Annotated in this window: 11 protein-coding genes; 8 read left to right on the forward strand and 3 right to left on the reverse strand. The window is 47.3% G+C overall.

The genetic code is table 11. The features are described from left to right. The first annotated feature begins 104 nt into the window (after positions 1-104). The 4 genes from H6626_02330 (at position 105) to H6626_02345 (ending at position 4,523) form a co-directional block, all read left to right on the forward strand. Positions 105-1,712, forward strand: a complete 1,608-nt coding sequence (locus tag H6626_02330; GenBank protein ID USN47949.1) for an FMN-binding glutamate synthase family protein — start codon at positions 105-107, stop codon at positions 1,710-1,712. Between the two features lie 88 nt (positions 1,713-1,800). Continuing rightward, positions 1,801-2,433 (forward strand): hypothetical protein, encoded by a 633-nt coding sequence (locus tag H6626_02335; GenBank protein ID USN47950.1) that lies wholly within the window; start codon positions 1,801-1,803, stop codon positions 2,431-2,433. Positions 2,434-2,677: 244 nt separating this feature from the next. Continuing rightward, entirely contained in the window at positions 2,678-2,998 is a 321-nt protein-coding gene (locus tag H6626_02340; GenBank protein ID USN47951.1) for a hypothetical protein, read from the forward strand. Positions 2,999-3,161: 163 nt separating this feature from the next. Further along, a complete protein-coding gene (locus H6626_02345) occupies positions 3,162-4,523 on the forward strand; it encodes a hypothetical protein (GenBank protein USN47952.1) in 1,362 nt (453 codons plus the stop codon). Positions 4,524-4,605: 82 nt separating this feature from the next. Here H6626_02345 and H6626_02350 read toward each other — a convergent pair whose 3' ends face one another. Continuing rightward, complete coding sequence (locus H6626_02350; protein ID USN47953.1) at positions 4,606-4,908, reverse strand: hypothetical protein; 303 nt, start codon at positions 4,906-4,908, stop codon at positions 4,606-4,608. Positions 4,909-4,941: 33 nt separating this feature from the next. Between H6626_02350 and H6626_02355 the strand changes: the two genes are divergently transcribed. The 3 genes from H6626_02355 to H6626_02365 are packed head-to-tail and all read left to right on the forward strand — an operon-like array spanning position 4,942 to position 9,255. After that, complete coding sequence (locus H6626_02355) at positions 4,942-6,759, forward strand: hypothetical protein (GenBank protein USN47954.1); 1,818 nt, start codon at positions 4,942-4,944, stop codon at positions 6,757-6,759. Positions 6,760-6,767: 8 nt separating this feature from the next. Beyond that, entirely contained in the window at positions 6,768-9,050 is a 2,283-nt protein-coding gene (locus H6626_02360; GenBank protein USN47955.1) for a hypothetical protein, read from the forward strand. After that, on the forward strand, positions 9,019-9,255 hold the full coding sequence (locus tag H6626_02365; protein ID USN47956.1) for a hypothetical protein: 237 nt from the start codon (positions 9,019-9,021) through the stop codon (positions 9,253-9,255). The genes H6626_02360 and H6626_02365 overlap by 32 nt, the downstream gene beginning before the upstream one ends. A gap of 115 nt (positions 9,256-9,370) precedes the next feature. Here the strand turns inward: H6626_02365 and H6626_02370 are convergent, their stop codons facing one another. Together H6626_02370 and typA are read right to left on the reverse strand one after the other, a co-directional pair. Continuing rightward, positions 9,371-10,051 (reverse strand): hypothetical protein, encoded by a 681-nt coding sequence (locus tag H6626_02370; GenBank protein USN47957.1) that lies wholly within the window; start codon positions 10,049-10,051, stop codon positions 9,371-9,373. A gap of 52 nt (positions 10,052-10,103) precedes the next feature. Next, on the reverse strand, positions 10,104-11,918 hold the full coding sequence (typA, locus tag H6626_02375; GenBank protein ID USN47958.1) for a translational GTPase TypA: 1,815 nt from the start codon (positions 11,916-11,918) through the stop codon (positions 10,104-10,106). 162 nt (positions 11,919-12,080) lie between these two features. Between typA and H6626_02380 the strand changes: the two genes are divergently transcribed. Continuing rightward, positions 12,081-13,337, forward strand: a complete 1,257-nt coding sequence (locus tag H6626_02380; GenBank protein USN47959.1) for a hypothetical protein — start codon at positions 12,081-12,083, stop codon at positions 13,335-13,337. Positions 13,338-13,370: the final 33 nt, after the last annotated feature.

The raw sequence follows: 13,370 nt of genomic DNA on the forward strand, positions 1-13,370 counted from the left end.
CGCCGTATGGACAAAGACCGTGAAACGAGTGAAAATAATCCTATCAAGATGAATGAGTTTTCATCTTGGTTTACGAACTCACCAACAACCAACGAGTAGCACCCATGAGAAAAGAGTTTGTCATCGCATCGATTATTGTGGTGGTTGCAAACATTGCGGCCATTTTCATTTATCCACCTTTTTTGTGGTCCATGGTTGTCTTTGGTCCACTACTCGTGATTGGATATTTTGATTTTTTCCAACCGCACCGTGGTATTCGACGCAATTTTCCCATCGTGGGAAATTTTCGGTATATATTTGAATTAATACGGCCTGAGATCAATCAGTATTTTGTGGAGTCTAACACAGACGGAAAGCCTTTTAGCCGCGAGCAGCGCTCCATCGTTTATCAAAGAGCCAAAGGTCAGCTCGACACTCTGCCTTTTGGCACGCAAAAGAATGTGGATGAAATCGGTTATGAGTGGGTGAACCACTCGTTTATGGCAAAACTTCCGGTTAACGAAAATCTGCGTGTGGTGGTGGGCGGGCCCGATTGTGCAAAACCCTACAATGCCAGTATCTTGAATATTTCAGCCATGAGCTATGGAGCGCTCAGTAAGAATGCCATTTTATCTTTAAATGGTGGCGCAAAAGACGGGGGCTTTGCTCACAATACGGGAGAGGGTGGGCTTAGTCCTTTTCACTTAGAGCCAGGTGGAGACTTAATTTGGCAAATTGGTACCGGGTACTTTGGTTGCCGAGCCAGTGATGGGCGTTTTTCGCCAGAGCGATTTGCTGAAAATTCACAAGTTGAAAATGTAAAAATGATTGAAATAAAAATTTCCCAAGGGGCAAAGCCCGGTCACGGAGGTATTCTCCCTGCAGCGAAAGTCAGTAAAGAGATCGCTGCGATTCGCGGGGTGCCTGTGGGGCAAGATGTGATGTCACCTCCAGCCCACTCAGCATTTTCCACTCCGCTTGAGTTTGTGGAGTTTGTTCAGACCCTCAGAAAACTCTCCGGCGGGAAACCCGTGGGTATGAAGTTTTGTGTGGGCAAGAGAAGGGAGTTTCTGGCCATTTGTAAAGCAATGGTGGAGACAGGGATCACACCTGACTACGTGGCCGTTGATGGTGGTGAAGGCGGAACCGGAGCGGCGCCTTTTGAATTTTCAAACCATGTGGGAGCCCCACTCATGGAATCATTGATTTTTGTACACAATGCCCTTGTGGGTGTGGGTGTGCGAGAAAAAGTAAAAGTGATTGCCGGCGGCAAGGTCACCACAGGATTTGGCATTATAAAACGAATAGCAGCAGGAGCGGATCTTATTTATTCAGCGCGGGCGATGATGATGGCCTTAGGCTGCATTCAGGCCTTGCGCTGCAACGCCAATGTCTGCCCGGCAGGAATAGCCACACAGGATCCCTATTTGAACGCGGGCATTCACGTGCCGACAAAAAGAAAACGAGTTCAGCGCTTTCACCATGAAACCGTTAAAAGCGCAGCCCATATACTAGGTGCCATGGGGCTTGATGACCCCAGTCAGTTGCGCCCCTGGCATGTGATGCGACGAGTGGGGCCGCTCGAGGTGCGACACTACGGCGAAATCTTCGAGTTTCTCGAAAAAGGGTCACTCTTGGGCGAGCATCCGCCGAAAAATTTTGAGCGGGCCTATAAAGCCGCCACGTCCCGCTCTTTTTCGGCGGGAGATACTGCAGCCACGACAATGGTCTAGTTTGATATTTTGATTTTTGTACTTTCTCAACGGCAACACTATTCTGGCAGCAACGTCAGTATGGCTGTGATTTCCAGAGGGGGAGACCATGTCAAAGATTCGTGCCTTAGGTGTTTCGTCACTTGTCCTATTATTAGTATCATGTAACACAATCAGTGCGCCATTGGTGGTTGAGAAGGCATTTTCACTTCGAGACTCTTTTGGAAATCTCGTAAAAGTGGACCGCGGCGAGTGGGAAGCTACTGCGACGATGACCCGTGATGATCGATTTCGACTAGATATTGATTTAGATTCAAACGACCCGTTTCCTCCAGGCGAAGATAATCCAGATGAAAGCTATTCATTTGAGTTTCGCGTGCCAGCCGGCAATGAACTCCCCTCAGAAAATGGTTCGTTTTATTTACCCAGTGCTGAAAGTGGCCAACCCGTGGATGTCAGCGGTGAACTTCAAACCACCAGATGGCGTTCAGATTTAAGACGTGGATACGAGTGGTGCGACTACAGCTGCCAAGAATACATTTGCTATGGCAATAACGATTGCGGATGGCGTTGGACCACTTGTCGAGGACAACGATATGTAGAGTATTACACCAACTACATGAAGCGCGAATTTCAATTTAAGGTATTGCCTCCCGGAAAGTCTGAAGTCACAAACGCACGGTTTGAAGGCAGTCAAACAGGAGCGCATAACGACTATATACACCAAGGTATGTGTCGGTAATCGACAGGGTACCAGGTCCTAAACCGGGTCAAGGGGCCTCAAAGGGAGCCGGCAAGGGAGAGCCGCGACGCCAACGGCACGAGTGGCCGCGTGTCGTCTTCGGATTGCGTCACTTTCGTGCCGCAACCCGGATACGCCACGCACATCGTGATGTTGGCGTCGCGGCTCTCCCTTGCCGGCTCCCTTTGAGGCCCCTTGACCCGGTTTAGGATCGGGTTTTCTTGCATAGTTGCCTGGGGGCAAAATGTTTTTATGTTTTAAAATATCGTCACTGTTTCGAATGACGGTCCTAGTGAATTTGGTTTTTTTTGCATTGTTGGCGGGATGTCGGCTGGGTGACAATACCGTAAATGGCCAGATCAAGAATCAAACTAACCAGCGTCCCGAATTATTGACAATCAGCACTGATCGGCCACTTGTGTTGGTTGAGCATGAATTCATACCCAACAGCACGTCGGACATTTCTGTGTTGCCCCTGGCCACCGGGTCGGTAGGCACGGGCAGTGGCGTCACCCCTCTCGGGCTCGGATTTATCTGCGCCAATAAGTGGTTTGACTCCGAGTAACGGCCTATCGACCTCAATTGTCGACACGGGTTCATTGTATTCGGGGCTGAATAATTTTACTGCGCAGCTCAATCTAGAGTGGTTGCCGTCGTCATTGATGTTGAATGATTGTCATTTTCTTGCGCCGTTTGAAAGCCTTTCCTGTGACCCTCATGGCTCGACAATGTCGAGTTTGCAAATAACAACTGGGGCGGTTCAGGTGGAAGTCGGAGGAATCCTGAGTAACAGTCTTGAATCCTACAGAATTTTTGTCAAACAGATTAGTGACCCTAGTTTTGCTCCGGAATTTAGGCCGGAAGTCTTGTGCAATGGGTTTATCGTAGGTCGTGGGTGGGATGGTTTGGGCCGTTCTAAGTTGTTTTCCTATTCATTGTCAGATCATGTACTCTACCAAGTTGGCAATACGGATCCGGGATCCAACGATAACCCTGAAATTATCGAATGTTTCGACAATAAAGTCTATTTTTGGTCTGAGCGAGCCAATCGAAGAAAGATATTTAAGTACGATACGAGTGCCGCTCATGTCAGCCAGGTGAGCAATATCAGCAATGACCAAAATACGGGCGAATTGTCCAGTGAAGGATTCGTTACAAATGGGAATTGGTACTTTTGGGCCTACAATAATTCGGGGGTGATGAAACTATTTGAGCTTAACTTTAACAGTGAAGCCATCACCCAAGTGTCTAACTTATCGGGGGTTCAGACCGCCGGCGACACAGTGGCCAACGGTTTGATGACATGGTTTCAATCAAGCGGGAAGATCTATATTTATAGTTATTTGGGCCAATGGTATGAGTTCAATCCATTATTGCCCAGCTTTACGCTAAAGCATCAAAATGCCCTAAAGTACTTTGCATTGGCCAATGGCTTCTTGTATTTCTTTAAACAAAACGGCAATGGGGCATTTAAAATGTATAAACACGATATTGCCACTGATGCGTTGACCCAATTATCAAATACCAGTGGTGATCAGTCGGTGTCGGATGCGACATTTGGGGGCTTACCTATGTTTTTAGTGGGCAATAAAATTTATTTCGGGGCTCAAGATTCGGGACTAACCCAGAGAATGTACGGGTACAATATAAATACCGACGAAATTAGGCTGGTCGCAAACACATTCGCAAGTATGACTGAGTTTAACGGCAAGGGCTATTTTCAAATGAACAACAATCTTGGCGCAAAAAAGCTTCATCAAATTGATCCGGTGAACGATCAGATACGCGAAATTTCGAATACTCGTGGAGATAGAAGTTTGGATGATTGGACACCAAGTTTGTTTGCGTTTGGCGATAGGCTGTATTTTTCATCACGAAACAGTCACGGGGTTTTCAAGCTCTTTTCTTATGACGATGTAGAAAATGTTTTCTTGGAAGTATCCAACACAAGACAGGATGTGACTTTGGATGACATTCCCTACGGCTATTTTGAAGTCAATGGCCATCTTTATTTTGCAAGCCTGAGCCCAGCGGGAGGAGCCATGTTTCGGCTTTGTGACGAGCGGTTGAGTGGCGTCTGTAATCCGTGATCGATAGGTTCATTGCGCCAGATGCGGTGCCACCGGTGTACATCTGAAGTCTGGGTTGAGGATATGGTGCCTGCGAGTTTTCTTAAATAATAATCTCAGAGTCTGCTGGTTCAGAAAAAACCAGTGGTTGGGCAATGTTATTGGTACAGCTTCGACCCCTAAAGAGTCGTCCCAAAATGAGACAAGCAACACAGGCAATAATTGACAAGTGGCCCAAGTCATTGGCTTGATCCAAATGAATCAAAGTGGTTTCTTCAGCTCTCCCTACCAAAGTCTCAAGCAGACCAGCATGGGTTGATTTCGCAATCTCATTTTGAGAGGGAATATCAATAAGACTCTCAAAAGAGTTCCAGTAACTGTCGGTATTATGCGATACTAAAACCATCCATTTTATTGTCGTGCTTGGCGCGGAGGCCGAATGCCTTTTTATAAAAACGGAACGTTATCGATTTGGAAAACGATCCCTAGACTCGGGGCGATCTGTTTTTTGTGCCTGGGTGTATTGAGTTGCAGGCTTGGTGACAATCGTATCAACGGTCAGTATCGCGGTGAACCCAGTGCGGGGCCACTGGTATTGGTTTCGCAGGTCAGTTCCGTACCGTTCTCCTCACAGTATCAAATTGAAACGTCAGGCGGTGTGCCACCGTTATCCTATGAGGTTGTTGTCGGTTCTGGTTCGGTGAGCGGTGCGGGTCTGTATACCGCAGGTACGGCCCTAGAAGATGTCACCGTTCGTGTCACCGATGCGAGTGGTGAATTCGTCGAGATTTCGTTTTCGGTAGAGGCCGGGCATTTTACTTCGGGGATGATAGATAGCAAGGACATCGACAGTCATTTGTATCTGGCCAGCGACGATTTTTCAAAAATAGTGTATAGCATAAATATTGATGGGTCGGGTTATCGTCTTTACTCGGCCGATTTTAATGGCAACAATAGAGTACCTCTCACCCCACCTGGCGCTGGGGTGACTATTTATGATTTTAAGTTCAACTTTGATCAGTCTCGCGTAATCGTGCTTGGTGATATAGATACGGTCGGTGTGCGAGAGCTTTATTCTGTGGCTATTGATGGTAGTGATTTTAAAAAAGTCAATAACCCGCTCAAACAGCCACTAACATTCGTGTCTGGATTTGCCGTGAGTCCCGTAGACAACACGGTTGTGTATATAGCTGATGAAGATGATGTGGGCGAATACGACTTATTTGCTGTGGATGCCGCATCCCCCGGCACATACACCAACTTGTCAACTTCGGCATTAGTGGGGGCAACCGTCTTAGCTGAGATGCCTTTGTTCACGGCTGATGGGCAGTATGTAGTTTTTTTAGGGCAACTTGAGACACTGGGGTATGGAGAAGTGTTCTCCACACTTGTGACTGGTGGTAGTCCTGTAAAACTCAACAGCACGCCAATTGCCAATGTATTTGGAACGTATTTAATGGATGTGGTGGGGAGTACAGTGCTTTATGCCTCCAAAGAGCAACAGTCTTACAAGCAACCTTATCAAGCCACTGTGAACGTGGCGGGAAGTAGCACGCGAACCGCAAACATCAACGGTGACTGCTATATAAATAACTTTCAAATGTCTCACGATTTACAGTCCTATCTTTGGAATTGCGATTTAAATCACTACGGCGACTTGATTCACATGCAAATCGGGTCATCTGTATACAGCGAGGTGCACCCGACTACTTTATTTTCATTTTTCGTATCCGGTCGATTTAACGCGGATGACACGTATGTTGTATATTCGTTTGACACGGGGACAGGGGCTCCTCCTGACCTCAACTTATTTTCTGTAGACACGGCCACATTCACTAACCGGGTAAAGTTAAACTCCAGCAATATTTCAAATTGGTCTACTTTTTTAGTGAAGGGAACAACTCAGGTTTACTTTCCAAGTGGTAATCAGATTTTCGAGTCCACTATAAATTCAACGGGCGAGAATTTACTGGCGACGTTGCCCGTGACAGGGGTCGCTCCAATTAAAGACATGTTCTTCAATTTTGATCAGGCAAAGATCATAGTTCAGACCGTCGATGGCGGGACAGCCAAACATGCACTCTATGTCATAGACCTTGCGACAAGCGAAGTGCACCGAATCACGCCAGACGATTTTGTGAGCGGCAGTACGATCACCTGGCAGTCAATTGTAATCAGCCCCCTGAGCAATGTTCTTCTTTTTCATGCCGATCGGTTTATTGACGAAAAATACGAACTCTTTAGCGTGGCGTTTTGAGGTGATCTGTGAAGGTTGATAGTGCGATAATCACCAAAACAATAAATTCTGCCAAAAGTGGGTTAGGTTTCGACATATCGAAGCTTTCATCGGCCATTTTAAGTCATCTGGTAGTTGTCTTTTTTGCTCTGGCAGGTTGTCGGTTGGGCGACAACACAATCAACGGCAAGGTGGTGGGCTCAGAAGGAAGTTCGGCACCGCCGACATACAATTTTGCCTTAGACTCGAATCTTACTCCTGTGGCCACTGCAGCTGCGCGAAGTTTCAATGAAACGACTCCCTATTTTTCAGTGACTGGAGATTGCATGCCAGAGGCTGGTGAAGTTTACGTCAAAATGCCAGGTGGTCTGAATATGCCCGCATCAGTGAATTGTTCAGCCGAGGGGCGTTTTGCTGTTTCATTTCAAACGGCGTATTCGGCCACAGAGCCGTCCGTGAAAAATGTTGGTGCTTATAATCTGTATCTGCGGCAAGGTGTACAAAAACTTCAAACTACTATCTACCGCACTCATTCATCGTCACCCATCGAAGTAGTAAGTAATGTGTCCGAGTTCGAATCTTTAGTTGTTGGGGCAGGCAGTGAAAATAAGTTCTATATGTTAGGTCAAGATATTGATTTTGCGGAAGGCGGTAACATTACCCTCAACCATTCACCCTTAGGATCAGGGGCCGACAAGTTTATGGGGGCCTTGGATGGTAATGGCTACGTCATAAAAAACTTGAATTTTTCAAGTTCAGGTATTTTTGTCGAAACATCGGAGGCCGTTTTAACTAATCTTAAATTTGAGAATCTTTATAACTCTGGCAGCTCAGGTGTGCGATCAGGGTCTGTTTCAGGCGTATGTGGGTCAAATACTATTATCGACAACGTGCAGGTGCAAGGCGCTGTGCTTGGCGCAATAGGCGCGACAGGCGGGCTTTGCGGCGAAGCTGGCAGCAGCGCACTCATAAATGAAAGTTCATTTAGGGGCACGGTCTATTCGGTGGGCGACTCGGGAGGCTTGGTGGGTGCTATGGATACTTCCAGCCGAATTCACGAGTCTTTTGCATCAGCCCACGTGCACGGTGTGGGTGCGGTCGGTGGACTTGTCGGAGTCGTATCTGGTTCTTTATCCGGAATAACTATGAAAGACAGCTATTTCAGTGGCAAGGTTATTGGGGACAATGCGGGTGGGCTCATTGGAAGCGCCACGGCGGTGAATGTCGCAAGGCTTTACAGTATCGCCGCCGTGGAAGGTTCAACAACAAAGGGCTACACGATTGGTAATCTATCGAGCGGGGATTTTACAAATGTGTATTATGCCAATGATGTACCATGCTCTAGTTGTTCTACGGTTAATGGCATGGGCCTTACAACACAAGATTTTGAATCCATCAACAATCTTTCTGGGTTTGATTTTTCAGAATCTAACGTCGACGGCAACGACCGCGTTTGGCAATATATGGCTGGGGGTGGGCCTCCGGTATTATCGAATCAGAGGGTGATGCCAAGATCAGAGTACTGTTGGTCAGGCCAGCGATTTTTAAATTCTCCTTTTGCCAACTCGGGCGAAGCAAGCATTGACGGTTCTGCGACCTATCCCTTTACGCTCTGTACAGGAGAACAGCTGAACAGTATTGGGGCTAGTGCCGCCAATATGGATAAGTATTTCTACCTCTCTGACCATGTGAATCTCGGACATTTTGATGGCTCGACATTTAATCCTATCGGAACTCCTGCTCAACAATTCAGGGGGGCCTTTCAAGGCAATGGCTATCAAGTGTCTCATTTAAGGTTGAGCACCACAAACACACATGTTGGTCTGTTTGGATTTATTTCATCAAGTGCCCCGACTCAAGCTGTAGTGGATTTGCACCTTCGGGGATTCGATATTGCTGGTGATACTTTCGTTGGAGCGCTGGCAGGGTTTACCTATGGTGGGATTTTTCGGTCCTCAGCAGTGGCGAAAATATCGGGGGCTGGTGGTACACAAAGCGTTATCGGCGGTCTTGTAGGTGGGCGGTCCACTTTTCTGTATGACAATTGGGCTCTCGTCGATGTGACAGCCACAGCAGGTGAAAGACATGGTGGCATTTCAGGGGGCGATGGTGGCTTTAATGGGAGATTGTATGCGGCGGGCAGAGTGAATTCCATGGGGTACAATGTGGGTGGGCTCGGCGGGAATGCAACCGGATTTTGGGATGATTGTTTTTCGCAAGTAACTGTTTCAGGTACTAATTCCGGAGCATTCCATATTAGTCCTACAATGGGGGGGCTCCGTGGGTACTGGATTCACAAATATTTTTTTTGACAGTTCGGGTGCCTACCCCTGTACAAACAGTTTAGGCTCGTGCTTTGATCGAGGCACAGGAATCGACACATCAATGAATACCGATTATTTCACAAGCAAGAGTAGCCCCGTATTTGTAAACTGGGATTTCGATACGAAGTGGCAAGAAAACGAAGGGCATTTGCCAACACTGCAAAATGAAAAAACTCAGTGGATTTCGCCATAGGCCTCGATGCGGAAGTGGATGAGTTTCTTTCTGCCCGGGCAAAATCACAAAACGTGAAAACGTTATACAATCTGATAAATTCTTATTCAGACGCCCACAGATTTATTGTGCATGCCTAGAGATCCGGTGTTTGACCCGTGAAACATTGGACCCAGTGGTAGTCGAAAAATCCAACACCGATGGATTTGAAACTGGAGTTGAGTATGTTTCTTTTGTGTCCATCGCTGTTCATCCAGGCGTCCATTACCTGTTGAGGGGATCGTTGTCCCCAAGCGATATTTTCGCCCCAGGTTCCGCTAATTCCAAAGCGCACCATGCGATCGCGAGTGGTTTCGCCTGTGATCGGGTTGTCGTGCGAGAAAAATCCATTTACGGCCATGTCCTGGGCGTGTGACTGAGCTTCGTTGATGCAATGAGAACGTAAGCCCAATGCAGGCACACCGTTGAGTTGTCTTTGTTCGTTGACGAGGTTTAACACCTCACACTCCCAATCGGACAATCCGCCACAGGCGACCGGGTCAGGGGTGGGATCTGGGTCAGGATCGGGTGAAGGTAGAGGATCGGGATCGGGTGAAGGCAATGGATCGGGTTGAGGCGTTGGCGAGGGGTCAATGTTGTCGACGGGGTTGGTGGCATTCTTGTTATTATCCGCAGGGTCTTGCTCAGAAGACACACTAGATGTCACCGGTTCATAGCTTTGGGCACAGCCCAATTGAAAGCCAGCTAAACTGATTAGAACAGCAGAAGTGAATAAAAAATCGACGAAATCTCGGCCTAAGCTACGATATAAACCCATTTCAACCCCCACTTTTTAAAAAGCAAAATAGGGGCCACACATAGGTCTAAAATCATTTGGTTTTTCGGCGATTAGGATCAAGCTCACGGCAGCGCACGCGAATGTGGCTGGGCGTGATTTCTACCAACTCATCTTCAGTGATCCACTCCAGAGCCTGTTCAAGGGTCATCGGTTTTACGGGAGCCAGCTTGATGTTGTCATCACTGCCGGAGGCTCTCATATTGGTGAGCTTTTTTTCTTTTGTCACGTTCACGTTGAGTTCAAAAGATTTGTTAGCTTCGCCCACGACCATGCCTTGGTACACTTCAGCGCCAGGAGTGATAAACAGTCGGCCCCGGTCACCTAAAGTATCCAGTGCATAGGCTGTGGCCTTGCCCTGTCGATCGGCGACGATGGCTCCCGTGTGGCGGGTTTTTAAGTCCCCACGATACTCTTCAAATCCGGCAAACTGAGTGTTCAAAAGCCCAGTGCCGCGCGTGTCTGTTAAAAACTCCGAGCGGTACCCAATTAATCCTCGTGCCGGAATTTTTATCTCTACTCTTGCGCGACCAGAGCCTTTGTTCGACATATTTGTCATTACACCTTTACGGGTTCCGAGTTTTTCGGTGACCACACCGACAAATTCTTCAGGCACATCTATGATGGCAAGTTCCATAGGTTCAAGAGTTTTGCCGTCTTCTTTTTTTAAAATCACCTGCGGTTTACTTACCGTGACCTCAAACCCTTCTCGTCGCATCTGCTCTAACAAGATGGCGAGTTGCAGTTCTCCCCGGCCAAAAAGTTTAAAACTTTCTGGTGAGTTTCCGGGCTCCACCCGAATGGCCACGTTTCGCAAAAGTTCTTGGTCCAATCGATCTTTAATTTTTCGACTGGTCACTTGCTTTCCATCACGCCCTGAAAATGGCCCGTCATTTACAGAAACAATCACGCCCACCGTGGGTTCTTCCACGGCGATGCGCGGAAGAGGTGCCGGCTTGTCAATGGAAGTAATGGTATCGCCGATATTGATTTCATCAAAACCTGCAACAACCACAATGTCACCGGCAACAGCCGTCTTTACGGGTTTTTGGTCTTTGCCTGAAAACACAAATAGGGCAGAGACTTTGATTTTCTTTGGCGCATCTTCAGTGACCACTAAGACTTCGTCGCCAACAGAAATGTGGCCAGATCGAATTCGACCCACGGCCAGTCTTCCCACAAAGTTATTATAGTCAATGTTCGCCACCAAAATTTGTAGGGGGCCATCAGGGTTTGATTCTGGCGGCGGCACTTTGTCGATGATCAAATCGTAAAGGGGTTTTAAGTTTTCGCCTTTGACTTCGTGGTTTTTTGTGGCCCAGCCCTCGCGAGCTACAGTGTAAACCACATCGAAGTCACACTGTTCTTCGGTGGCATCAAGGTCAATGAACAAATCAAAAATTTCGTCTAAAACTTCGTTCACCCGTGCATCAGATCGATCAATTTTATTGATACAAACAATTACTTTTAGGTTTTGTTTAAGAGCTTTACCCAATACAAATCGTGTTTGCGGCAACGGTCCTTCGCTGGCGTCCACTAGAAGAATAGCTCCATCCACCATATCAAGAATACGCTCCACTTCGCCGCCGAAGTCACTGTGCCCGGGAGTGTCCACGATATTGACTTTGATGTTGTTGTACATAAACGAAGCATTTTTTGCAGCGATGGTGATGCCGCGCTCGCGTTCCAAATCCATCGAATCCATGAGGCGGTCTTCCACCTCTTGGTGGGCCTGAAATGTACCAGCTTGTCGCAACAAGTGATCGACCAGGGTGGTTTTTCCGTGGTCCACGTGGGCAATAATGGCAATATTTCGAAAATTTAAAATATCAGAAGGTGTGTGCGTCATCGGGTTTCCAGGGTCACTTTCAATTTGGAGGTTTTGTAAACCTCAAGATCTATCACAATATTGGGGGTTTAGGCATCCTATGATTTCAAAAAAAGTGAGGGTCTAACGTGCTGCCGCTGACAAGAATAGAATTTGATGAGGGGTCCAAAGGGGGCATGGCATTTGCTAAAGATCTCGTCCATGACGCTAAAAATAGATAATTTTTTTACAGGTGCAGCCTTTTGGGCTGGAGTTTTACTGATAAACCCCATTTATGCTCAGGCCGGAAATGGCTGCAAGGGCCTGCTATTGAAAGACAATTTTGAGGTGACGGTGACCCCAGAGGCACTGGACCACATTGTATGGGGAGAGCTGACGCTAGAGCCAGTGCGTGTGCAGAGATCACAAAATGGTGGCCGAAATGGCATCCTGAGTAAAAAAGTTTCAGTGATCGTTAAGGGAATGCACACTCAGCTGGGCTTTCAGTCGTTTTTGGCGGCTCGGCAGAGGGAAGGGGCGCCAGCGGTGAGGGCTGAGTTTGGAGACCTAGGGAGTCAACTCACTTTTCGCTATCGGGACCAAGATGGAAAACTGAAGCGTGCGGCCCATGCTATTTTTCAAGAAGTTGAAATGGAGTCTGGCGCCAGCGAGGTTCATCTTTCAAGCCAGTTGGTTTCAAGTCACTTTTTAAATCGGACACGAAAAAAGATTGATGCAGCGGAAAAAGAAAAAACCCTGTTGCCGTTTTCATCCGCGCCAGACCCAAATTTAAAAAAACGAGAGACTTTAGATATATCGATAAATACCATTAGCCTGTTTCCGAAGGGTGTGGGGCCGGATGAAATTATAGATCTGATTCAACAGGCCATTGATGATCCTGAGGCTGAAATTCATCGACATGAGAGTCATCAAATTGTTGTGTCGATGGTGACGTACAATGGGAAATCATTCAAAGTTCGGCTAGTCGTTAATGACGCGGGCGAAGTGGTCACCTTTTACCCCTGGTATGGCGAAGGCAATTACACGCAAAAAACAATTGATGGCATTGAGCTTCTTGCAGATGCAGATTTCGAGACGATCAAATCCGCACTGAGTAATCTCTATGTGGTCTTTGCGACGCCAGCCAGTGAATTTGGCGGGGATAGTGTGAAAAAAACCCTTCTCGAATATTTGCTGTTGTCGATTGACGATATGATTTTAAACGAAGCGCAGTTTAAGAAGAAACTAGAAAATCAGTCGAGGGCAAAGCGAAAAATCTGGGAGAAATTCGCTGAAAAATGGCGAAAAATCCGATCGCAAAACCGCAGAGGCCTACGCGAAGCCGTGAATAAATTTTCGCACGATTTGGGCATTGAGGTGAACGATCCCGCGGGTCGGCGCTCGATGGTGGATGCCTTGCTGGGGGCGGCCTGGATTATTCATGATCTTCGTTATGATTAATAAGCCCCCCCAAAGGGATTTAGGTGGTCTTGG

The organism is Pseudobdellovibrionaceae bacterium, assembly GCA_023898385.1.
Classification (GTDB): domain Bacteria; phylum Bdellovibrionota; class Bdellovibrionia; order Bdellovibrionales; family UBA1609.

Coding starts and splice junctions, on each gene's coding strand:
- H6626_02330 (USN47949.1), top strand. CDS start 105: ATGAGAAAAGAGTTTGTCATCGCATCGATTATTGTGGTGGTTGCAAAC.
- H6626_02335 (USN47950.1), top strand. CDS start 1,801: ATGTCAAAGATTCGTGCCTTAGGTGTTTCGTCACTTGTCCTATTATTA.
- H6626_02350 (USN47953.1), bottom strand. CDS start 4,908: ATGGTTTTAGTATCGCATAATACCGACAGTTACTGGAACTCTTTTGAG.
- H6626_02340 (USN47951.1), top strand. CDS start 2,678: ATGTTTTTATGTTTTAAAATATCGTCACTGTTTCGAATGACGGTCCTA.
- H6626_02370 (USN47957.1), bottom strand. CDS start 10,051: ATGGGTTTATATCGTAGCTTAGGCCGAGATTTCGTCGATTTTTTATTC.
- H6626_02345 (USN47952.1), top strand. CDS start 3,162: ATGTCGAGTTTGCAAATAACAACTGGGGCGGTTCAGGTGGAAGTCGGA.
- H6626_02355 (USN47954.1), top strand. CDS start 4,942: ATGCCTTTTTATAAAAACGGAACGTTATCGATTTGGAAAACGATCCCT.
- typA (USN47958.1), bottom strand. CDS start 11,918: ATGACGCACACACCTTCTGATATTTTAAATTTTCGAAATATTGCCATT.